Annotated in this window: 21 protein-coding genes and 1 tRNA gene; 11 read left to right on the forward strand and 11 right to left on the reverse strand. The window is 67.4% G+C overall.

Translation table 11 applies throughout. From position 1 onward, the window contains the following. Nucleotides 1–72: 72 nt before the first annotated feature. The 5 genes from EOW65_RS12865 to EOW65_RS12885 are packed head-to-tail and all read right to left on the reverse strand — an operon-like array spanning nucleotide 73 to nucleotide 5,420. Nucleotides 73–1,467, reverse strand: a complete 1,395-nt coding sequence (locus EOW65_RS12865; RefSeq protein WP_128150044.1) for an FAD-binding oxidoreductase — start codon at nucleotides 1,465–1,467, stop codon at nucleotides 73–75. Then, nucleotides 1,464–2,732: a cytosine deaminase gene (locus EOW65_RS12870; RefSeq protein WP_128150046.1), complete on the reverse strand. Its 1,269-nt coding sequence runs from the start codon at nucleotides 2,730–2,732 to the stop codon at nucleotides 1,464–1,466. The genes EOW65_RS12865 and EOW65_RS12870 overlap by 4 nt, the downstream gene beginning before the upstream one ends. Then, nucleotides 2,732–3,595, reverse strand: coding sequence for an ABC transporter permease (locus EOW65_RS12875; RefSeq protein WP_128150048.1), 864 nt, complete (start codon nucleotides 3,593–3,595; stop codon nucleotides 2,732–2,734). Before EOW65_RS12875 ends, EOW65_RS12870 begins: the two co-directional genes overlap by 1 nt. Then, on the reverse strand, nucleotides 3,592–4,380 hold the full coding sequence (locus tag EOW65_RS12880) for an ABC transporter ATP-binding protein (RefSeq protein WP_240664676.1): 789 nt from the start codon (nucleotides 4,378–4,380) through the stop codon (nucleotides 3,592–3,594). The genes EOW65_RS12875 and EOW65_RS12880 overlap by 4 nt, the downstream gene beginning before the upstream one ends. 56 nt (nucleotides 4,381–4,436) lie before the next feature. Next, entirely contained in the window at nucleotides 4,437–5,420 is a 984-nt protein-coding gene (locus EOW65_RS12885; RefSeq protein ID WP_128150050.1) for an ABC transporter substrate-binding protein, read from the reverse strand. A gap of 252 nt (nucleotides 5,421–5,672) precedes the next feature. On the opposite strand from EOW65_RS12885, the gene EOW65_RS12890 reads away from it, so the two are divergent. The 3 genes from EOW65_RS12890 to EOW65_RS12900 are packed head-to-tail and all read left to right on the forward strand — an operon-like array spanning nucleotide 5,673 to nucleotide 7,418. Then, nucleotides 5,673–6,062: a RidA family protein gene (locus EOW65_RS12890; RefSeq protein WP_128150052.1), complete on the forward strand. Its 390-nt coding sequence runs from the start codon at nucleotides 5,673–5,675 to the stop codon at nucleotides 6,060–6,062. Between the two features lie 38 nt (nucleotides 6,063–6,100). Next, nucleotides 6,101–6,727, forward strand: coding sequence for a LysE family translocator (locus tag EOW65_RS12895; protein ID WP_206364065.1), 627 nt, complete (start codon nucleotides 6,101–6,103; stop codon nucleotides 6,725–6,727). Nucleotides 6,728–6,764: 37 nt separating this feature from the next. Then, on the forward strand, nucleotides 6,765–7,418 hold the full coding sequence (locus EOW65_RS12900) for a pseudouridine synthase (protein WP_128150054.1): 654 nt from the start codon (nucleotides 6,765–6,767) through the stop codon (nucleotides 7,416–7,418). Nucleotides 7,419–7,576: 158 nt separating this feature from the next. Here the strand turns inward: EOW65_RS12900 and EOW65_RS12905 are convergent, their stop codons facing one another. The 4 genes from EOW65_RS12905 to EOW65_RS12920 all read right to left on the reverse strand — a co-directional run bounded on the left by EOW65_RS12905 (nucleotide 7,577) and on the right by EOW65_RS12920 (nucleotide 11,645). Continuing rightward, nucleotides 7,577–8,719 carry a saccharopine dehydrogenase C-terminal domain-containing protein gene (locus tag EOW65_RS12905; protein WP_128150056.1) on the reverse strand — a complete coding sequence of 381 codons (1,143 nt, stop codon included), beginning with the start codon at nucleotides 8,717–8,719 and terminating at the stop codon, nucleotides 7,577–7,579. 11 nt (nucleotides 8,720–8,730) lie between these two features. Beyond that, a complete protein-coding gene (locus tag EOW65_RS12910; protein WP_128150058.1) occupies nucleotides 8,731–8,970 on the reverse strand; it encodes a WGR domain-containing protein in 240 nt (79 codons plus the stop codon). Between the two features lie 66 nt (nucleotides 8,971–9,036). Next, nucleotides 9,037–9,741, reverse strand: coding sequence for a response regulator transcription factor (locus tag EOW65_RS12915; RefSeq protein ID WP_128150060.1), 705 nt, complete (start codon nucleotides 9,739–9,741; stop codon nucleotides 9,037–9,039). Further along, entirely contained in the window at nucleotides 9,738–11,645 is a 1,908-nt protein-coding gene (locus tag EOW65_RS12920) for a PAS-domain containing protein (RefSeq protein WP_128150062.1), read from the reverse strand. The genes EOW65_RS12915 and EOW65_RS12920 overlap by 4 nt, the downstream gene beginning before the upstream one ends. Before the next feature lie 195 nt (nucleotides 11,646–11,840). Here EOW65_RS12920 and EOW65_RS12925 point away from each other — a divergent pair, with 195 nt between their 5' ends. From EOW65_RS12925 to EOW65_RS12960, 8 genes are all read left to right on the forward strand, one after another. Then, complete coding sequence (locus tag EOW65_RS12925) at nucleotides 11,841–13,814, forward strand: long-chain fatty acid--CoA ligase (RefSeq protein ID WP_128150064.1); 1,974 nt, start codon at nucleotides 11,841–11,843, stop codon at nucleotides 13,812–13,814. Continuing rightward, entirely contained in the window at nucleotides 13,811–14,629 is an 819-nt protein-coding gene (locus EOW65_RS12930; RefSeq protein WP_121530513.1) for an ABC transporter ATP-binding protein, read from the forward strand. Before EOW65_RS12925 ends, EOW65_RS12930 begins: the two co-directional genes overlap by 4 nt. 35 nt (nucleotides 14,630–14,664) lie before the next feature. Beyond that, on the forward strand, nucleotides 14,665–15,651 hold the full coding sequence (locus tag EOW65_RS12935) for a branched-chain amino acid ABC transporter permease (protein WP_128150066.1): 987 nt from the start codon (nucleotides 14,665–14,667) through the stop codon (nucleotides 15,649–15,651). Between the two features lie 162 nt (nucleotides 15,652–15,813). Then, nucleotides 15,814–15,993, forward strand: coding sequence for a hypothetical protein (locus tag EOW65_RS12940; RefSeq protein ID WP_113898621.1), 180 nt, complete (start codon nucleotides 15,814–15,816; stop codon nucleotides 15,991–15,993). Nucleotides 15,994–16,042: 49 nt separating this feature from the next. Next, entirely contained in the window at nucleotides 16,043–17,119 is a 1,077-nt protein-coding gene (locus EOW65_RS12945) for a branched-chain amino acid ABC transporter permease (RefSeq protein WP_128150068.1), read from the forward strand. Between the two features lie 55 nt (nucleotides 17,120–17,174). Continuing rightward, entirely contained in the window at nucleotides 17,175–18,461 is a 1,287-nt protein-coding gene (locus tag EOW65_RS12950) for an ABC transporter substrate-binding protein (protein ID WP_128150070.1), read from the forward strand. Between the two features lie 50 nt (nucleotides 18,462–18,511). Next, nucleotides 18,512–19,333 carry an ABC transporter ATP-binding protein gene (locus EOW65_RS12955; protein WP_121530517.1) on the forward strand — a complete coding sequence of 274 codons (822 nt, stop codon included), beginning with the start codon at nucleotides 18,512–18,514 and terminating at the stop codon, nucleotides 19,331–19,333. An 82-nt stretch (nucleotides 19,334–19,415) separates the two neighbouring features. Continuing rightward, nucleotides 19,416–20,636, forward strand: a complete 1,221-nt coding sequence (locus EOW65_RS12960; RefSeq protein ID WP_128150072.1) for a phenylacetate--CoA ligase family protein — start codon at nucleotides 19,416–19,418, stop codon at nucleotides 20,634–20,636. Between the two features lie 152 nt (nucleotides 20,637–20,788). Here the strand turns inward: EOW65_RS12960 and ykgO are convergent, their stop codons facing one another. Both ykgO and EOW65_RS12970 read right to left on the reverse strand, forming a co-directional pair. Further along, nucleotides 20,789–20,914 carry a type B 50S ribosomal protein L36 gene (gene ykgO / locus EOW65_RS12965; protein WP_013069105.1) on the reverse strand — a complete coding sequence of 42 codons (126 nt, stop codon included), beginning with the start codon at nucleotides 20,912–20,914 and terminating at the stop codon, nucleotides 20,789–20,791. Nucleotides 20,915–20,978: 64 nt separating this feature from the next. Continuing rightward, nucleotides 20,979–21,053 (reverse strand) — tRNA-Val (locus tag EOW65_RS12970). Nucleotides 21,054–21,162: the final 109 nt, after the last annotated feature.

Here is a 21,162-nt window from a genome sequence, read left to right on the forward strand (position 1 = left end):
CAAGGAAGGGCAGAGCGGCTTTTTCCCGGCCCAACTCCTCACTCTGCCCCCAGCCACAGGAACCGGCGCCGGTCATTCTGCCGCCCTCATCCCGGCATAGGCATAGATCCTCTCATAGCCCCAGTCCGGCACGTCCCAGGCGATCATCTTGCCGGGGTTCAAAAGCCCCTTCGGATCCGCCTCGCGCTTGAAGGCAAGCTGGCGCGCATCGGCCGACTGCCGCCCGCCCTCCTCGAGCGTGTAGCGGTGCGGGTTGAAGATCATCGCGCCCATCTCCTCGTGCTCGCGCACGATCTCCTCGAGCCGCTCCTCGGTGGTGAAGCGCACCATGGTCAGCCCAGCATAGATCACCTGGCCATGCTCGCGCATCACCTCGAGGTGCTGCATCAGCTCGGCGCCGAAACGGGCACGGACCGCCTCGATCACCTCGAGAAAATCGGCGCCGTGATAGCGCACCTGCAGATAGGTGATGTCGGGATCGACCTTCAGCGCGCGCAGCGTGGTGTGGTTCCAGCCGTATTCATAGGCGACGCCCGGGTCGCGGCTCCAGTCATGCGCGTCCGAGCGGAAGATCATCTTTCCCGCCGGCCAGCGCGCAAGGAAGGTCTCGAGCGCGGGCATCGACTGCGGCGCAACCATCAGCTGGAGCGTGTTGTCGCCCTCGCTCACATGGCCCTTGAAGCGCTGGAAGTACTGGGCGGCGATCGGTGCCTCGCAGACGGTGATCAGCTTGACCAGGATCCCGTCCTCGGCCGCAAGCTCGGCGCCGAAACGCGCGGCCTCGGCGAAATCGGGGAAGGTCAGCACCGTCGAGACCCAGTCATAGGCCGGGGCGAGCGGCATCTCGATCTCGGTGATGATGCCGTTCGTGCCATAGGCGTGGCTGACCCGGTGCAGCTCCTCGCCGGTGAATTCGTGGATCTGCGGCTCGGCCTCCATCGAGACAACGCGCAGCCGGATGATGTTGCCCAGATCGCGCAGCGCGCCCCAGCGGACCGAGCCCACGCCGCCCGAGCCGCCGGCAATGAAACCGCCAAGCGTCGCCGTGGCCGCGGTCGAGGGCATCATCCGCAGCTCCTGCCCCGACTGCGCCTTGGTCTGCGCGTCGAGGTCGCGGATCACGATGCCCGGCTCCGCCACCACCCGGCCTGGGGCGATCTCGCGGATCCGGTTCATGTTCTTCAGGTGCATCACGCAGCCGCCCGCCAGCGGCATCGCCTGACCGTAATTGCCGGTGCCGGCGCCGCGCACGGTGACCGGCACGTCATGGGCGTAGCAGGTCTTGAGCACCTCGATCACCTCGGCCTCGTCGCGCGGCGAGACGACGAAATCGGCGACGACGTGATCGAGCCGCGCCTTCAGCACCGGCGAATACCAGAAGAAATCCCGGCTTTTCGAGCGGATCGAGGCGGGGTTGTCGTCAAGCTCGAGATGGGCGAGCGCGGCCTTTGCGGCATCAATGTTCATGTCATCAGTCCGTCGAGTTCGGAATAATCGGGAAGGGTGCGGTCGATCTGCCGCCCGGCGCGCAGCACGATGCGGTCGGCCTGCGGGCGGGCGAAGAGCTCGGTCCAGCTGCGGGCGCGGCAGATCACCAGATCGGCGGGCGCACCCGGGGCCAGCGAGGGCGCGTCAAAGCCGCAGGCACGGGCGGGGTTCGCGGTGAAGGCGCGCGGCCAGTCGGTGCCGCTGTGGTCGAGATGCGAGATCCGCGTCGCCTCGCGCATCACCTCGATCATGTCGAGATCGCCATAGGCATAGAACGGATCGCGGGTGTTGTCGGAGGCGAAGCTGACGTTGATGCCGCGCGCCGCCATCTCGTGCACCAGCGTCACCCCGCGCCAGCGCGGCGTGCGGCCGGGCGTGCGGTCCTGCAGGTACATGTTGCACATCGGCAGGCTGACGACATTCAGCCCGGCCTTGGCGACCAGATCGAGCGTGCGCGCCGCCTCGGCCTCGGGCTGAACGGCGAGCGAGCAGCAATGCCCCACCGTCACCGGCGCGTCGAAGCCCATCTCCAGCGCCACCTCGGCGATCACCTTCAGCGTCGCGACCGAGGCGTCGCCGGTCTCGTCGACGTGGAAATCCGCCTGCAGCCCGCGCCGCGCGGCGTGGTCGAAGAACACCCGCAGCCGGCGGCGCAGGTCGGGGACCGGATAGGTGACGGCGCCAAGCACGCCGCCCGAGCGCGCGACGATCGCCGCGGTGCGGTCGAAGGGGCCGCCCTCCTCGACCATGTCGATCGGCACGAGGCACGAGCCCTGCAGCGCGATCCGCCCCGCCCACTCCTCGCGCAGCTCGGCGAAGACCGGGAAGGAGATCGCATCCTGCGGCGCGAGGCTGTCGAGATGGGTGCGGACCGCCCGCGTCCCATGCGCCCAGGCACAGCGCAGCGCGAACTCCATCCGCGCGCGCACATCCTCGGCCGACCAGTTCGCCACGCGGTCGGCACCGACGGTGGCCAGCGCGCCCTCGAAGGTGCCGTCGGGGTTCGCCGCGCGCGGCCAGATATGGCCCTTGTCGAGATGCGTGTGCATGTCGACGAAGGCCGGAAAGACCATCTTGCCGGCCATGTCCACCACGGGCGCGTCGGGCGGCACTGCCGCGACGATCCGGCCATCCGAGATGGCCAGGTCGATCTGGGCGAGGTCGCCCTCTTGTCCGAGGAGGCAGGCCGGGGTTTTCAGATTGATCAGACGATACGTGCCGCTGGGCAGAACGCAAAAATCCATCAATTCTCCCGTTTGATGGCACTCTCGTGCCATTTGTGAAGCATCAGGTGCGTGATCAGGCTCAGCACCGCGAAGATGACGACGCCGGTGAGCGCGATGAGGGCAAGCGCCGCGAACATCCGCGGGATGTTCAGCCGATAGCCCGCCTCGAGGATGCGGAAGGCAAGGCCCGAGCCGATGCCGCCGGTGCCCGCGACATATTCCGCCACCACCGCCCCGATCAGGCTCAGCCCGCCGGCGATGCGCAGACCGCCGAGGAAATAGGGCAGCGCCGTCGGGATCTGCAGATAGCGCAGCCGCTGCCAGCGGGTCGCGCCATAGATCCGGTAAAGGTCGCGCAAATTGTGGTCGGTCGAGTTCAGCCCGAGCGTGGTGTTCGACAGGATCGGGAAGAAGGCGACGATCCAGGCACAGAGCAAGAGCCCCGCCAGCCGGTTGTCGACATAGATGAAGATCAGCGGCGCGATCGAGACGACGGGGGTGACCTGCAAGATCACCGCGAAGGGATAGAAACACATCTCGGCCCAGCGGCTGAGACTGAAGAGCACCGCAAGCCCGACGCCGCCCACCACCGCGACGGCAAGCGCCATCAGCGTGATCTGCAGCGTGACGCCAAGCGCCGGCAGCAGGATCGGTGCGTCCTTGACCAGCGTCTGCGCGACCAGACCGGGGCCGGGCAGGATGTAATGCGGGATCTCGTTCCAGGCGACGATGCGGTCCCACAGCACGATCATCAGCGCGACGGTGACACTCGGCAGCAGCCAGCGCAGCACCCGCTCGCGCCGCCGGGCGCGGGCACGCGCCAGCTCGTCGGCATCGACCGGGGTGTCGCCTGCGGCAAGGGCGGGATCGGCAAGGCTCATGCGGTCTCTCCCATCGCGGCATGGAGCGCATCCGAGGCAGTGCGGCACAGCGCGGCATAATCGGCCGAGGTGCGGAACGCCTCGCCGCGCGGATAGGGTGCGTCGACGGTCAACTCGGTCGAGACCCGGCCGGGCCGCGCCGCCATCACCACGATCCGGTCGCTCAGGAACACCGATTCGAACACCGAATGGGTGACGAAGATCACCGTCGAGGCGATCTTTTCCTTCAGCTCGAGCAGATCCTTGTTCAGCTTGTGGCGGGTGATCTCGTCCAATGCGGCGAAGGGCTCGTCCATCAGGATCAGTCGCGGCCGCGTCACCATCGCCCGCGCGATCGAGACCCTCATCTTCATCCCGCCCGACAGCTCGCGCGGATAGGCCTTGGCGAACTTCTCGAGCCCCACCAGCTTCAGCACCAGATGGATGTCGTCGCGCACCTGCACGAAGCTCTGCCCCTTCAGCCGGAAGGGCAGATAGACGTTCTGCTCGACCGTCGCCCAGGGCATCAGCGTCGGCTCCTGGAAGACGACGCCGATCTCGGCCTCGCCGCCCTCCCAGCGGATCTGCCCGCGCGTCGGGTGCATCAGCCCGGCGATCAGCCGCAGCGCCGTCGACTTGCCACAGCCCGAGGGGCCGAGAAGCGAGATGAAATCGCCCTCGTTCACGGTGAGGTTCATGTCTTGGAGCGCCAGCGTGCCCCCGGCAAAGGCCTTGTCAACCGCGGCCATCTCCAGAAGTTTCGCCCGCTCGCCCAGCGGTTTCGGCTTGCGCCAGGTCACCACCATCGGTGCCTCGTCTCGGAAAGGTTCGGGCGGGCCACCATAGGCCCGCCCCCGGAAGATCACTTCTTCAGATCGAGGCCCACGCCCGCGCCGACGAACTCGGTGGTGTAGGCGGCCTTGTAGTCGAGATCGGCGGGCACGACCCCGGCGGCGACCATCTTGTCGAAGAAGTCCTTCACATGGGCGTCGGTGATCACCCCGATGCCCTTTTCAAGCGCATCCCCCGAATCGACGATGCCCTTCTCCTTCAGCTGGGCGATGCCGAAGGCGATCTGCTCGTCGGTCATGTCGGGGTTGTCCTTCTTGATCCTCTCCTTCGCGGCGCTGTTGTCGCCGTAAAGGAAATTGTACCAGCCCTTGATCGAGCCATCGACGAAGCACTTCACCACCTCGGGCTCCTTCGCGACGGTGTCGGCCATGGTCTCGATCAGCGTCGAATAGGTCGAATAGCCGGCATCGGCGAGCAGCCAGACGTCGGGCTTGAAGCCGCCCTCCTTCTCGACCATCAGCGGCTCGGACGAGAGATAGCCCTGCATCCCCGACTTCTCATCGGCGATGAAGGGCGCGGGGTTGAAGGTGTAGACCTCGCGCTGCTCGGCGGTGAAGCCATAGGCCTTGATCATCCACTGATAATAGGACGCATAGCCCGCATCGCCGATGAGCAGCTTGAGGTTTTTGAGGTCCTCGAAGCTTTTCGCCACGCCCGGATGGGTCAGGATGACCTGCGGTTCCTTCTGGAAGGTGGCGGCGACGGCGACGACCGGAATCCCCTCCTGCACCGCCGAGAATTCCTCGAGCAGGTTGCCCCCCATGTTGAAGTCGATCTTGCCCGCCAGCATCAGCGCCCGGTTGTTCACCTGCGGCCCGCCCGGCTGGATCGTCACGTCAAGCCCGCAGGCCGCATAGGTGCCATCGGCCACCGACTGGTAGAAGCCGCCATGCTCGGCCTGCGCCAGCCAGTTGGTGCCGAAGGTCACCGCGGTGTTCGCCGAGGCTGCGGTGGCGACGGTCGTCAGAAGCAGGGAAAGGACAATCTTGCGCATGCGCGGCTCCGGGGTGTGATTCTCTGCGGCCAGCCTAGGAGGGCGTGCGGGCAGGCTCAGCGGGCGGGGCGACAGAAACCCGTGCGCCGGCAGAAGACGCCGCGGCTTTGGGCAGGTTTTTCCGACCCCTGCCCGTGTTTTCGGCAAAGACTGAAAATTTTGCCCGTTTGGTCAGGAAGCATGGCCATCGCCCGGCGCCGGGGGCAGGATCGCGCCGAAGAAACCGGAGCCCTGAGAAAGCGGAGGTTGCCCATGCGTGCCCTTGCCCCGACCTCGATCCGTCCGCCCTTCGGCGCCTATGCCCATGGCATCGAGGTGCCGAAGGGCGCGCGGCTGGTGATGACCTCGGGCCAGCTCGGCCTCGGCCCCGACGACATCGCCCCGCCCACGGTGCGCGAACAGGCGCGGCTGTGCTTTGCCAATGTCTCCGCGATCCTCGCCGAGGCCGGGATGGGCCCGGCCGACGTGATCCGGATCAACGCCTTCGTCACCGACCGCGCGCATTTCCCGGACTACATGGCGGCGCGCGACGAGTGGCTTCAGGGCTCGGGCAACCTGCCCGCCTCGACCCTGGTCATCGTCACCGGCTTCACCCGCGCCGAATTCCTCGTCGAAGTCGAGGTGACGGCGGCCGCGCTCTAGGCTAGCGTCGCGCGAGACCGCCCGAAGGAGTTCCCCGGATGCTCGACACGTTGATGGCCTTTCCGCCGGCGACGCTGCTTGCCTTTCTGGCCGGCGCGCTGGTGCTGAACCTGACGCCCGGGTCGGACGTGCTGTTCGCCATCGCCTCGGGGCTGCAGGGCGGGCCGAAGGCAGGGATGGCCGCGGGCTTCGGCGTCGGCATCGGCGGCATCTTCCACACCTGCGCCACCGCCTTCGGTCTGGCGGCGCTGGTGGCGGCCCATCCCGGCACGCTCGACATCGTCCGCTGGGCGGGGGCGGCCTATCTGCTGTGGATCGCGGTGAAGAGCTGGCGCGCGGTGGTGCCACCGCCCGAAAGCGTGGGCGGCGCGCTCCTGCCCCGCGACGCCTTCCGCCGCGGCGTCATCACCAATGTGCTGAACCCGAAAGTGGCCCTCTTCATGCTGGCCTATCTGCCGCAGTTCACCGACCCGGCGATCGGCCCGCTGTGGCAGCAGATGCTGATCCTCGGCGGCATCGTCTTCACCGGCGGTACGCTGATCACCATGGGTTACGGCGCCTCGGCGGGCTGGCTCGGCACCCGGCTCGCGCGGCGGATGGGGGTGCTGAACAAGGTCGCGGCGCTGCTGTTCGGCGGGCTCGCGGCCAGGCTCGCCCTCGACTGAGCTTGATTTCGCCGCGCCGGCGCGCCATCTGGGCGGCATGACCGATTTCGTCTACACCCCCACGACCGAACAGCCTCGCATCCTGCACGCCGATCACGAGATCCTCGTGGTCGACAAGCCGGCCGGGCTGCTCTCGGTGCCCGGCAAGGGCGAGGACCGCGCCGATTGCCTGATCGCACGGCTGCGCGCGGCCTATCCCATGGTGCTGCTGGTGCACCGGCTCGACATGGACACCTCGGGGGTGATGGTCTTCGGCCTGACGCCGCACGCGCAGCGCCACCTCGGCCTGCAGTTCGAGCACCGGCAGACGAAGAAGCATTACCTCGCCCGGCTCTGGGGTCATCTCGAGCCGAAGGAGGGCCATGTCGACCTGCCGCTCTGCGTCGACTGGCCGAACCGGCCGCGCCAGCATGTCGACCACGAAAACGGCCGCCCGGCACAGACCGACTGGCGCGTGCTGCGGCTCGAGGCGGACGGCACGACACGGGTGCGGCTGACCCCGCTCACCGGCCGCAGCCACCAGCTGCGCGTGCACATGCGGGAGACCGGCCATCCGATCCTTGGCGATCCGCTTTATGCCGAAGGGCCCGCGCGGGACTTCCCGCGACTGATGCTGCATGCCGAAAGCCTGCGCCTGCGCCATCCCGACGGCGGGCGTCACATGACCTTCACCGCGCCCTGCCCGTTCTGAGGCCAGGGGGGCGTCTTCAGCGCGATGCGTCACATCCTCTTGCGCAGACACGAAATTCACACGGGGTATCTGGGGCGTTTCGCGCCCTGCTTTCTCCTTGCCTGAAATACCTCGGGGGTGAGGCCGAAGGCCGAGGGGGCAGCGCCCCCGGCCCCCCGTCAGGCCAGATGATCGACCTTCGCCAGATATTGCGCCTGCACCTGCAGCGCGGAAAGCCAGCCCTGCACCAGCTTCGGATCATGCGGCGCGGCGTGGACGCCCGCCGGGATGTCATGCGCCAGCACCGCCTCGACCGCGAGCGAGACCGTCCCGGAAACAAGCCGCGCCATCGCGCTGCCACGGATGTCGCCCGTCGCCTCGAGTACCCAGGACCGGTCGAAGACCGCGCGCCCGGCGCGTTTCGCCGTGAGCGTGACGACCGCCACCACCCGGTCGGGTTCGTCCGGACCATAGCCGTTCTCGCGCAACAGCCGCTCGGCGAGTTGCGCAAGGCGGCGCTCCGCCCCGTCGGAGGTATCGCCGAGCGCCGCGAAGACCGGCTGCCAGGCCTCGGCCCAGCCCAGAAGTCGCAGCGTGCCGCGGACGAAATCCTCGATCCGCCAGCTCGGATCGAAGCGGTATTCGCCGATGTAGCCGAGGCTGTCGCGGTTCGGATAGACCTCGAAGGTCTCGGGATGCGGCAGAGGCGCGTCATAGCGCATCACCCCTTCCCAGGGATGGGCCAGACGCAGCTCGGTGAAATGGCGGATCGAGCGCGAGGGCGATTTCAGCCCCCGCAGCACACCAAGCGGCGACCAGCTGAACTTGTAGCGAAACGCGTTCGGCCGCGCCGGGATGCCGCCGCAATAGCTGTGGAACGACACCGTATCGCCCGGAGCGATCGTCCCCGAGGCACGGTAATCGGCGACCAGATCATGCGCCATCAGATGGTCGATGCCGGGGGCAAGCCCGACCTCCCCCACCACGGCGACGCCCGCCTTGCGCGCCGCCGCATCAAGCCCGCGCAGCTCGGGCGTCAGCTCCGAGGCACAGACGAAATGCGCCTGCCGGTGCAGCGCGATGCGGGCAAGCGCCGGATGCAGATCGGAGGGCAGCATCGAGACGACGACATCGCCCGGCCGCAATGTCGCCTCGAGCGCGGGCAGGCTGTACTCGGCGATGCGGGCGCGGCGGCCGGCAAGCAGCGCCTCGGCCTGCGGCCGCTCGATCGTCCAGACGGTGAGCGCGCGCCCCGCGTCGATCAGCCGACGCAGCCCCGGCCCCGAGCTCAGCCCCGTTCCGCACCAATGGATCATCGCCATCGCCGCCCTCCTCAGCCGCGCGCGGCGCGCCGTTCGCTCAGCCGGTAGCCGCGCGAGATTGCCCGCCCGCGCCAGAGATCGGCGGCCTGCACCGCGTCGCGCAGGTTGGAAAACCAGTTCACCCGCGCGCCCGCAAGCCGCCCGGCCCGGCCCCATTCGCGCAGCACGGTGTATTCGCCGAACAGGTTGTCGGAGATTTCCACGCGATAGAAGGCGCGCGCCGGGGCACGATGAAGCAGGATGGTCAGCATGGCAGTGCCTTCCGCAGGGATCTGGCCCAAGGGAATCAGAAGCGCGCCGGCATTGCCAGCGCAAAATCAGCTCCAGCGCACCTCGCCCAGGAAGATATAGCCCGCCCCATAGATCGTCTTGATCAGACGCGGGTTCTTCGGATCTTCGCCGAGCTTCGTGCGCAGCCGCGAGATCCGCACATCCATCGCCCGGTCGAAGCTTTCGCCGGCCCCGCTGCCCAGTGCCTCCTGCATCTGGGCGCGGGTGATGAGCCGGTTCGGGCTTTCGAGGAAGAGCCGCAGCACCTCGCCCTCAGCGTGCGAAAACGGCGTCTCGCGGCCCCCGGCATCGGTCAGCACATAACGGTCGAACTGCGCGCGCCAGCCGGCGAAATCGGCACTCTGGGCGGCCGGCGCCGCCTCGGCGCGGGGTTTGCGCAACCGGGCGCGGATGCGGGCCACCACCTCGGCCGGGTCGAAGGGCTTGATGATGTAATCGTCGGCGCCGAGTTCCAGCCCGGTGACGCGGTCATGCACCTGCGCGCGCCCCGAGATGATGATGATCGCCGCCCCCTGTTCCAGCGCCAGCCGGTGCACCAGTGCCAGCCCGTCGCGGTCGGGCAGGCCCAGATCGACCAGGCAGACATCGGGCTGGGCACGCTTCAGCCCCGCCTCGAATTCGGTCGCACGGGCATAGCAGGTGGTGCGGAACCCGGCCTCTTCGAGCGCGTCCGACAGCATCCGGCGGATCTCCGGCTCGTCGTCGAGGATGGCGACATGCGGGGCGGTCATCGGCGGGCTCCGTCGATCAGGGCGGCGAGTTCGCGCGCGGAGAAGGGTTTTTGCAGCACCGCGCAGGGGGCAGAGGCGCGCAGCGGATCGCCGGGCGGCAGCGAGGTCATCAGCACCACCGGCACCCGCGGCGCAAGCCGGCGTGCGAGGTCGACGCCCGTCGCCTCGCCCGGCAGCTGGATGTCGGAGAGCACCATCGCGATATCGGGCAGCGCGGAAAGCGCCTCGGCCTCGGTCACGCTTGCCGCCTCGATCACCGTGTGGCCCAGGCCGCGCAGCATCTCGCGCACATCGGCGCGGATGTCGTCGTTGTCCTCGACCAGCAGCACCAGCATCGGCGCGGCCGGCGCGCCGGCGGGCCGCAGCGGCAGGCGCAGGGTGACGCACGCGCCCTCCTCGGTGTTCTCGAGCTGCACGGTGCCGCCCGCAAGCTTCGTCTGGTCATAGACCATCGACAGGCCAAGCCCCGAACCCTCGCCGCCCTTCGTGGTGAAGAACGGATCGAGCCCGCGGGAGAGCGCCTCGGCCGAGAAGCCGGGGCCGGTGTCGGTGACGGAAATCTCGACCCAGGTGTCGCGCACCGGATGCAGCTCGACCCGGATCTTTCCGCCGCGCGGCCCCATCGCGTCGCGCGCGTTCAGAAGCAGGTTCAGCAGGCTGTCCTGCAGCTGCCCCGGATCGACCAGAACCGGCCGGTCGAGCCCGCCGACGAAGGTCTCGAGCCGGATCGCATCGCCAAGCGTCGGGCGCGCCATCGCGGCGATATCCTCGACCAGCGGGCGCAACTCGACCGCTTCGGGGCGCAGCGCGCGGCGACCCGAAATCGCGGCGATCCGGTCCAGCAACGTGCCACCGCGCCGCGCCGCGGCCAGCGTGCCGCGGGCGATCTCGGCCGCGGCGGGGGGCAGGTCGGGCAAGCGCGCAAGCCGCCCCTGCAGGCCGAGAATGACGGTGAGCAGGTTCGCGAAATCATGCGCAAGCCCCGAGGTCAGATGCCCCGCGAGCTCGCGCTTGGCCGATTGGGCGAGTGCGGCGCGCGCCTGCGCCTCGTGCGTGACATCGGTCGAGAGGATATAGACGCCGGCCACCTCGCCCGCCGCATCGCGATCGGGGGTCAGCGCCACCCGCACCCGCCGCCCCGACGGGGTATGGGTGATCTCGCGCACATTCGCCTCGCCGGCCAGCGCCTGCAGGAAGCCGGGCTCGAGCCGCGCGAAGGTGTCGGCCCCCAGCGTCTCGGAAGCATGGCGGCCGACCGGGTCGAGCACAGCGCCCGGCATCACCGAGGGCAGCTTGCGGTTCGAGAAGGTATAGATCAGCCCACGGTCCACATGCGCGATATGGGCGGGCATCATCTCGGTCACCTGCCGCGTGCGCGCCTCGATCGCCGTCAGCTCGCGCTGCGTCTCGGCGAGCGCGGCATTCGTCGCGCCAAGCTCGCGGTTCGCCGTCGCCAGCCGTTCGGCATGGTCGAGCACCTGCACCGACAGCTCCTGCGAGCGGGCGCGCAGCAACCCCTCCTGACGCTTGATCTCGGTGATGTCGGTATAGACCGTGACCCAGCCGCCCTGCGCGAGCGGCGCTCCCTCGACCGCGATCGTGCGGCCGTTCGCCCGCGCGCGCTCCATGTAATGCGGCGCGAAGGTCCGCGCCTGCGCGACGCGCAGCCGCACCGCCTCCTCGAGATCGGTGACAGGCCCGTATTCGCCGCGGGTCACGAGAAAGCGGATGGTGTCCTCGAATGGCGTGCCCGGACGGGTCAGCGCCTCGGGCAGATCGAACATCAGCGCGAATGGCCGGTTGCACACCGCCAGCCGCAACTCGCTGTCATAGATCGACAGCGCCTGGCCGATCATGTTCAGCCCGGCCTCCATCAGCCGCGCATGGGTGTCCTCTGCCGTCATCCTCTCTCCTCCCCCGCCATCGCTAGCATCCCGGCGGGGCCCGGCAAAGGGGCAAGGGCTGCCGGAAAGGATTCGTTAGATTTCGGAAAAAGTCAGGAAAACTTTGACCCGCAGCCTTCAGGCATGACGCGGCGGGCGATGGAGGAATCGCCTCCCGCGGCGAGGACGCCGGGCGACCGGCGTGAGGGAGGACACATGGCGGACAGAACGGCGGCGGAGCACTCCGCGCAGTCGATTCCTGCGCTTCTGGCGCGGAACGTGGCGCGGTATGGCGGCTATCCGGCCTATCGCGAAAAGGAATTCGGGATCTGGCAAAGCTGGACCTGGGCCCAGGCGGACGAGGAGATCCGCGCCCTGGCGATGGGGCTGCTGAGCCTTGGCGTCGCCCGCGGCGATCACATCGCGATCATCGGGCGCAACCGCCCGGCGCATTACTGGGCGATGGTCGCGGCACAGATGTGCGGCGCGGTGCCGGTGCCGCTCTATCAGGATGCGGTGGCCGAGGAGATGGCCTATGTCCTTGGCCATTGCGGCGCGCGTTTCGTGCTGTGCGGCGATCAGGAACAGGTCGACAAGGTCGTGGAGATCGAGGACCGGATCCACACGATCGAGCACGTGATGTACACCGACAAGCGCGGCATGCGGAAATACGACCATTCCCGCATGAACGCGCTGGCCGATGTGATCGCCGAGGGCAAGGCCGGGCACTACCGCTATCAGGAAGAGCTCGAGGCCCGCATCGCCGAGCTGACCTATGACAGCACCTGCGTGATGCTCTACACCTCCGGCACCACCGGCAAGCCGAAGGGCGTGGTTCTGTCGAACCGCAACATCATCGAGACGGCGAAGAACTCGGTCTCCTTCGACAAGCTCACGCGGATGGAAGAGGTGCTCGCCTATCTGCCGATGGCCTGGGTGGGCGATTTCATCTTCTCGGTCGGGCAGGCCTATTGGGCGGGCTTCACCGTGAACTGCCCGGAAAACGCCGCGACGATGATGACCGACCTGCGCGAGATCGGGCCGACCTATTTCTTCGCCCCGCCGCGGGTGTTCGAGGGCCAGCTGACCCAGGTGATGATCCGCATGGAAGATGCGGGGCGGGTGAAGAAGTGGCTCTTCGACCATTACATGGCGCTGGCCCGCCGGGTCGGCCCCGCGATCCTCGACGGCGAGCCCGTCGGCATGCTCGACCGGCTGCGCTATGCGCTTGGCGGGTTCTTCATCTACGGGCCGCTGAAGAACACGCTCGGCTTCTCGCGCATCCGCGTCGGCTATACCGCGGGCGAGGCGATCGGGCCCGAGATCTTCGACTTCTACCGCTCGCTCGGGATCAACCTGAAGCAGCTCTACGGCCAGACCGAGGCCTCGGTCTTCATCACCCAGCAGCCCGACGGTCAGGTCCGCTCCGACACCGTCGGCGTGCCCTCGCCGGGCGTCGAGGTGAAGATCGGCGAGAACGGTGAAGTCTACTATCGCTCGCCGGGCACTTTCGTCGAGTATTACAACAACCCCGACAGCACCGCCTCGACCAAGGACGCCGAGGGCTGGGTTGCCACGGGGGATGCGGGGTTCTTCGAGGAAGGCTCGGGGCACCTGCGCATCATCGACCGCGCCAAGGACGTCGGCAAACTGGCCGATGGCCGGCTCTTCGCTCCCAAATACGTGGAAAACAAGCTCAAGTTCTACCCAAGCATTCTTGAGGCTGTCGTCTTTGGCGCGGGTCGCGACCGCTGCACCGCCTTCATCAACATCGACCTGACCGCGGTCGGCAACTGGGCCGAGCGCAACAACATCGCCTATGCCTCCTATCAGGAACTGGCCGGGCACCCGAAGGTCTATGACATGATCCGCGGTCACATCGACGAGGTGAACGCCTCGGTGGCGCGCGACCCGATGCTCTCCGGCTGCCAGATCCACCGCTTCCTGATCCTGCACAAGGAACTCGACGCGGACGATGGCGAGATGACCCGCACCCGCAAGGTGCGCCGCAACATCGTGGCCGAGAAATACGCCGACCTGATCGACGCGCTCTATGACGGGCGCGACAGCGTCTACACCGAGACCGAGGTCACCTACGAGGACGGCCGCAAGGGGGCGATCAAGGCGACGCTGACGCTTGCCGACGCGACCGTCGCTCCCGGGGTGCAGCTGGCGGAGGCCGCAGAATGAAGGACATGAACGAAGGCTGGGTCACCGCCGACGGCCGCAAGATCGGTGGCGTGCTGATGGAGCTGCGCAACATCACGCTGAAGTTCGGCGGGGTGACGGCGATCAAGGACATCAGCTTCGACATCCGCGACGGCGAGATCCGCGCGATCATCGGCCCGAACGGCGCCGGCAAATCCTCGATGCTGAACGTGATCTCGGGCTTTTACGTGCCGACCGAGGGCTCGGTCTGGTTCAAGGGCTATCAGCGCGGGCCGATGAAGCCCTATCAGGTCGCCCAACTCGGCATCGCGCGCACCTTCCAGAACATCGCGCTCTTCGACGGCATGTCGGTGCTCGACAACATCATGACCGGGCGGCTGACGCTGATGAAATCGGGGCTCTTCAGCCAGGCTTTCTGGTGGGGCGGCGCGAGCCGCGAGGAAGAGGCGCATCGCGAAAAGGTCGAGAAGATCATCGACTTTCTGGAGATCCAGAACATCCGGAAAACGCCTGTCGGTCGCCTGCCATACGGGCTGAAGAAGCGCGTCGAGCTGGCGCGCGCCCTGGCCGCCGAGCCGAAGATCCTGCTGCTCGACGAGCCGATGGCGGGGATGAACGTCGAGGAGAAGGAGGACATGTGCCGCTTCATCCTCGACGTGAACGACGAGTTCGGCACCACCATCGTGCTGATCGAGCACGACATGGGCGTGGTGATGGACCTGAGCGACCGCGTGGTGGTGATGGATTACGGCAAGAAGATCGGCGACGGCCCGCCCGAGGAGGTGCGCAGCAACCAGGCCGTGATCGACGCCTATCTGGGGGTGGCCCATGACTGACGCCCGTCCGCAACCGAACTCGAAGGGAGGCCGCCATGCCTGACCAGCTGCTTTACGCGATGGAAGTGACCCTGAACGGCCTGATGGCGGGGGTGATGTATGCGCTCGTCGCACTCGGCTTCGTGCTGATCTACAAGGCCTCGGGCATCTTCAACTATGCGCAGGGGGTGCTTGCGCTCTTTGCCGCGCTGACGCTTGTCGGCATCCAGCAGGGGCAGGTGCCCTTCGCCCATGTCATCAACGCGATCACCGGCGGGCATCTCGAAAGCTTCGGCTGGCAGCTGCCCTCGATCCTCGCGATCGGGCTCACCGCCGGGGTGATGGTGCTGCTGGCGATCGTCATCGAGAAGCTGGTGCTGAAGCATCTGGTGGGCCAGGCCGAGATCATCCTCTTCATGGCGACGATCGGGCTGGCCTATTTCCTCGAGGGCTTCGGCGACGTGATGTGGGGCGCCGACATCAAGACGCTGGACGTCGGCCTGCCGCAGGGCATCAACGAGACGCTCGAGAGCGTGACCGACGGCCTCTTCGGCTATGGCTTCTTCGTCGACAATCTCGACATCGTCGCGGCGCTGGTCGCGGTGGCGCTGGTCACGGCGCTGACCCTCTTCAGCCAGTATTCGAAACAGGGCCGCGCCCTGCGCGCGGTGGCCGACGACCACCAGGCGGCGCTCTCGGTCGGGATCTCGCTGCGCTTCATCTGGGTGCTGGTGTGGTCGATCGCAGGCATCGTCGCGCTCGTCGCCGGGATCATGTGGGGCTCGAAATCGGGCGTGCAGTTCTCGCTCAGCCTGATTGCGCTGAAGGCGCTGCCGGTGCTGATGCTGGGTGGCTTCACCTCGATCCCCGGCGCGATCGTCGGCGGTCTCATCATCGGCATGGGCGAGAAGCTGTTCGAGTTCTTCCTCGGCCCGCTGATCGGCGGCGCCACCGAGAACTGGTTCGCCTATGTGCTCGCCCTCGTCTTCCTCGTGTTCCGGCCGCAGGGCCTGTTCGGCGAACGCATCATCGAGCGGGTGTGACGATGGCTGCTAGCGCAAACACGATTTTCGTTGAGTGCCGGGCGGGGATGCGACATCCTGTCGCAGATCCGATCGCGCAGGGGCAGGGAGGCCCCGGTCGGAGGGAAGGGTTGCTGACGCGGCCCGTCATGGCCGCGCAAGGGATTGGGAGGTCCTTTGGTCATGAAAACCTGTGCGACTGTCTTCACCATCGGTTCGGGCGCGGCGCTGGCCTTCGGCTGGATCGCGCTCGCCGCCCCGCCGGACGAACCGACGGCGCTGCACTCACTCAACATCCTACTGGCCGCGGCCGGTGCCGGGGCAGCCTTGCTCGCCTGGGCGCGTCTGAAGCGCGGCTGCTGAGGGGGACGGATCACGCCTTCCCCCGTACGATCAACGGGGGGAAGGCCTGATGTTCTACCGCGAGGCAGGTGATTTCAAGACGAGCTACCGGGAGGACAACCAGACCTTCCCGATCCGCTTCGACCGCATGGGGTTCTATGCCGCGTTGGCCGTGGCCTATGGCGTGATTCCGCTCGTCATCGACGACTACTGGGCGAATGCGGTCTTCGTACCCTTCCTGATCTACGCGATCGCGGCGATCGGGCTGAATATCCTCGTGGGCTATGCCGGGCAGGTCAGCCTTGGCACCGGCGGCTTCATGGCCGTGGGCGCCTATGCGGTCTACAAGCTGATGACCGCCTTCCCGGATGTGCCGGTCTTCATCCACGTGCTGCTTGCGGGTGGCATCACCGCCGCCGTGGGCGTGCTGTTCGGCCTGCCCTCGCTGCGGATCAAGGGCTTCTACCTGGCCGTGGCAACGCTTGCCGCGCAGTTCTTCCTGGTCTGGCTCTTCAACAAGGTGCCGTGGTTCTACAACTACTCGGCCTCGGGCCAGATCACCGCGCCCGACCGCAGCATGTTCGGCGTCTTCGTCACCGGCGCACAGACCTCGGCCACCGCGAAATACATGTTCTGCCTGATCCTGCTGACGCTCGTCGCGCTGGTCGCCCGCAACCTCACCCGCGGCACCATCGGCCGCAAGTGGATGGCGATCCGCGACATGGACATCGCCGCCGAGATCATCGGGGTGAACCCGCTGACCACCAAGATCACCGCCTTCGCCGTCAGCTCGTTCTTCATCGGCATCGCCGGGGCGCTGTTCTTCTCGGTCTATCTCGGCGCGGCCGAAGTGGGCGAGGCTTTCGGCATCAACAAGTCCTTCCTGATCCTCTTCATGGTGATCATCGGCGGGCTTGGCTCGATCTTCGGCTCCTTCGCCGGGGCGGCCTTCCTGGTGCTGCTGCCGGTGTTCCTGAAAAACGTGCTCGTCGGCGGCCTCGGCTGGCCCACCGACCTCGCCGCCCATATCGAGCTGATGATCGTGGGCGGGCTCATCATCGTCTTCCTGATCGCCGAGCCGCATGGCCTCGCCCAGCTCTGGCGGGTGGCGAAGGAGAAACTGCGCCTGTGGCCGTTCCCGCACTGAGGAGGGCGGGAAAGTCACGGGAAATCAACCGAATACGTTCTGGGAGGAATAGCGTATGAAGAAGACCTTTGCAGCCCTGGTGGCCGCGGCCATCACCGCCACCGCCTTGCCGGCCTCGGCCGAACTGGTGGTGCCGAACCTGAGCTATCGCACCGGGCCCTTCGCGGCCGGCGGCATCCCCTACGCCGACGGGTTCAACGATTACTTCACCTTGCTCAACGAGCGCGACGGCGGCATCGGCGGCGAGAAGGTCGTCGTGCCGGAATGCGAGACCGCCTACAACACCGAGAAGGGTGTCGAGTGCTATGAAAGCACCAAGGGCATGGGCGCGCTCGCCTACAACCCGCTGTCGACCGGCATCACCTATCAGCTGATCCCGAAGATGGCCGCCGACGGCATCACCCTCTACACCCCGGGCTATGGCCGCACCTCGGCCGCGAACGGCAAGGTCTTCGAATGGGTGTTCAACTACCCGGCGAACTACTGGGACGGCGCCTCGGTCGCGGTGAAATACCTGCTCGACCAGTCGGGCGGCAGCCTCGAGGGCAAGAAGATCACCCTGCTCTACCACAACTCGGCCTATGGCAAGGAACCGATCCGCACGCTCGAGGAGCTGGCGAAGAAGCACGGCTTCAAGCTGACCACCCTGCCGATCGACAGCCCCGGCCAGGAGCAGAAGTCGCAATGGCTGCAGGTGCGCCGCGACAAGCCCGATTACGTGCTGTTCTGGGGCTGGGGCGTGATGAACCAGGTGGCGATCCAGGAAGCCGCGAACATCAAGTTCCCGATGGACCATTTCATCGGCATCTGGTGGTCGGGTTCGGAAAATGACGTCAAGCCCGCCGGCGCCGGCGCGAACGGCTACAAGGCGCTGACCATGCACGGCGTCGGCACCGACTACCCGATCTACGCCGACCTGAAGAAATACGTCTACGATCCCGGCAAGGCGAGCGGCCCGGCCGAGGCCGAGGGCTCGGTGATCTATTCGCGCGGCATGTATGCCGCCGTGGTCATCGCCGAGGCGATCCGCAAGGCGCAGGAGCTGGCCGGCCATGCCAACGTCAATGCCGCCGAGGTCCGCAACGGCTTCGAGGCGCTCGAGATCACCGATGCGCGGATGGCCGAGCTGGGCCTGCCGAACTTCGGCCAGCCCTTCGCCGCCACCTGCGCCGATCACGGCGGCCCGGGCGGCGCGATGATCCAGCAGTGGGATGCGGCGGCCGGCAAGTGGACCCTCGTCACCGGCTTCATCGCCCCCGACAAGGAGGTCCTCGACCCGCTCATCGCCGCCGATTCCGAGGCCTACGCCAAGGAAGCCGGCCTCACCGAACGCTGCAAATGACCCCCTCCCCCCGGCCCACGGGCCGGGGGACCACCCCCACGGAGGACGCCATGCTCGACGCCGCCAAGACCGAGACCCTGCTCGAGGTGAACAACATCGAGGTGATCTACAACCACGTCATCCTGGTGCTGAAGGGCGTCAGCCTGGCGGTGCCGAAGGGCGGCATCACCGCGCTTCTGGGCGGCAACGGCGCGGGCAAGACCACGACGCTGAAGGCAATCTCGAACCTGCTCAAATCCGAGCGTGGCGAGATCACCAAGGGCTCGGTGATCTACCGCGGCGAACGGCTGCAGGACATGGCGCCCGCCGATCTGGTGAAGAAGGGCGTGATCCAGGTGATGGAGGGCCGCCACTGCTTCGAGCACCTCACCGTCGAGGAAAACCTGCTCACCGGCGCCTATACCCGCACCGACGGCCGCGCCGCGATCGCCCGCGACCTCGAGATGGTCTACACCTATTTCCCGCGCCTGAAGGAGCGCCGCCGCAGCCAGGCGGGCTATACCTCGGGCGGCGAACAGCAGATGGTCGCCATGGGCCGCGCGCTGATGTCGCGCCCCGAGATGATCCTGCTCGACGAACCCTCGATGGGCCTCGCGCCGCAGCTCGTCGAACAGATCTTCGAGATCGTGAAGGCGGTGAACGAGGGCGAGGGCGTGACCTTCCTGCTCGCCGAACAGAACACCAACGTCGCGCTGCGCTATGCCCATTACGGCTATATCCTCGAAAGCGGGCGGGTGGTGATGGACGGCCCGGCGCAGGCGCTGCGCGAGAACCCGGACGTGAAGGAATTCTACCTCGGGATGTCGGACGAGGGCCGGAAATCCTTCCGCGAGGTGCGCAGCTATCGCCGACGCAAGCGCTGGCTTGCGTGACGCAACAGATTGAAACCACAAGATTGCTGCGCAGCATTCTGCGCCGCAGCATCGACCAGGACAGACCCGGAGACAGACCCCGATGAGCCGCTACTTCGACGCGCTGGAAACCCGCTCGCAGGATGAACGCGAGGCCGCGCTGGCGCGCGACCTGCCCGCGGTGATCGCCCGCGCGCTCACCGCCCCCGGGCTTGCGGCGCATCTCGGCCCGGTCGATCCGGCCGCGATCACCTCGCGCGCGGATCTCGCCCGGCTGCCGCTGCTGCGCAAGTCCGACCTCGGCGCGGCGCAGAAGGCGGCCTTTCCCTTCGGTGGGCTGACGGCGAAGCCCGCCCATGCCTTCGCCCATATCTTCCAGAGCCCCGGCCCGATCTACGAGCCCGGCGATGTCAGCGCCGACTGGTGGCGGATGGGGCGCTTCCTGCATGCCTGCGGCGTCGGCCCCGGCGACATCGTGCAGAACTGCTTCGGCTATCACCTGACACCCGCCGGGATGATCTTCGAATCGGGGGCGCGCGCGGTCGGTGCCGCGGTGCTGCCCGCCGGCACCGGCCAGACCGAACTGCAGGTGCGCGCCGCGGTCGATGTCGGCACCTCGGTCTATTCCGGCACGCCCGATTACCTGAAGGTGATCCTCGACAAGGCCGAGGAGATGGGCGAGCGTCTGGCAATCACCCGCGCGGCCGTGGGCGGCGGCGCGCTCTTCCCCTCGCTGCGCCAGGAATATGCCGATCGCGGCATCGCCTGCCTGCAATGCTATGCCACCGCCGATCTGGGCAATATCGCCTACGAGAGCCCGGCGATGGAGGGGATGATTCTCGACGAGGGCGTGATCGTCGAGATCGTCCGCCCCGGCACCGGCGACCCGGTGCCCGAGGGCGAGGTGGGCGAGGTCGTGGTGACCACGCTGAACCCCGACTATCCGCTCGTGCGCTTCGCCACCGGCGATCTCAGCGCGCTGATGCCCGGCGTCTCACCCTGCGGGCGGACGAATGCGCGCATCCGCGGCTGGCTCGGCCGCGCCGACCAGACCACCAAGATCAAGGGCATGTTCGTGCGCCCAGAACAGGTCGCGGCCTTCGTCGCCGCCCATCCCGAGGTGAAACGCGCCCGCGTCATCGCCACCCGCGACGGCGAGATGGATGTGATGACGGTGCGGATCGAAACCGAAGCGACCGACACGCGGCGCTTTGCCGGCGGCGTGGTCGAGGCGCTGAAACTGCGCGGCGCGATCGAACTGGTGGCGCCCGGCAGCCTGCCGAACGATGGCAAGGTGATCGAGGACCTGCGCAGCTACGGCTGAGCGTGGCAGGGGGCGCTGCCCCCTCCTCCGCGCCGTTCCGGCGACGGGGGCAGCGCCCCCGCGACTTCTCCGCAAGCAATGGCGCAAACAAGGAAAAGGCCGCGCGGATCACTCCGGTGCGGCCCATCCATTTCCGAGGCTCGAAGCCTGCTTCAGCCCTGACGGGCTTTGAAGCGCTTCTGCGTCTTGTTGATCACGTAGACGCGGCCCTTGCGGCGCACGATCTGACAATCGCGATGACGCTGCTTGAGCGAGCGGAGCGAGTTGCGGACCTTCATCGGTCTTCTCCTAGTCGCGGCGCGCGTGCGCCTGAAACTGATGTGCCCCCGAAGGGGCGGTGAATGGTGGGCGGTACTGGGATCGAACCAGTGACCCCTACGATGTCAACGTAGTGCTCTACCGCTGAGCTAACCGCCCGTGAAGCCTCGTGATCCCGCTTTCCATCCGGCCCATTTCGGGGCGTTCCGGGGCGGAACCGCTTCGGTCTGGCGGTCTATAAAAGGAGTCGGCGCGGCTTTCAAGAGGG

Source organism: Paenirhodobacter ferrireducens, assembly GCF_004022265.1.
Taxonomy (GTDB): Bacteria; Pseudomonadota; Alphaproteobacteria; order Rhodobacterales; family Rhodobacteraceae; genus Rhodobacter; species Rhodobacter ferrireducens.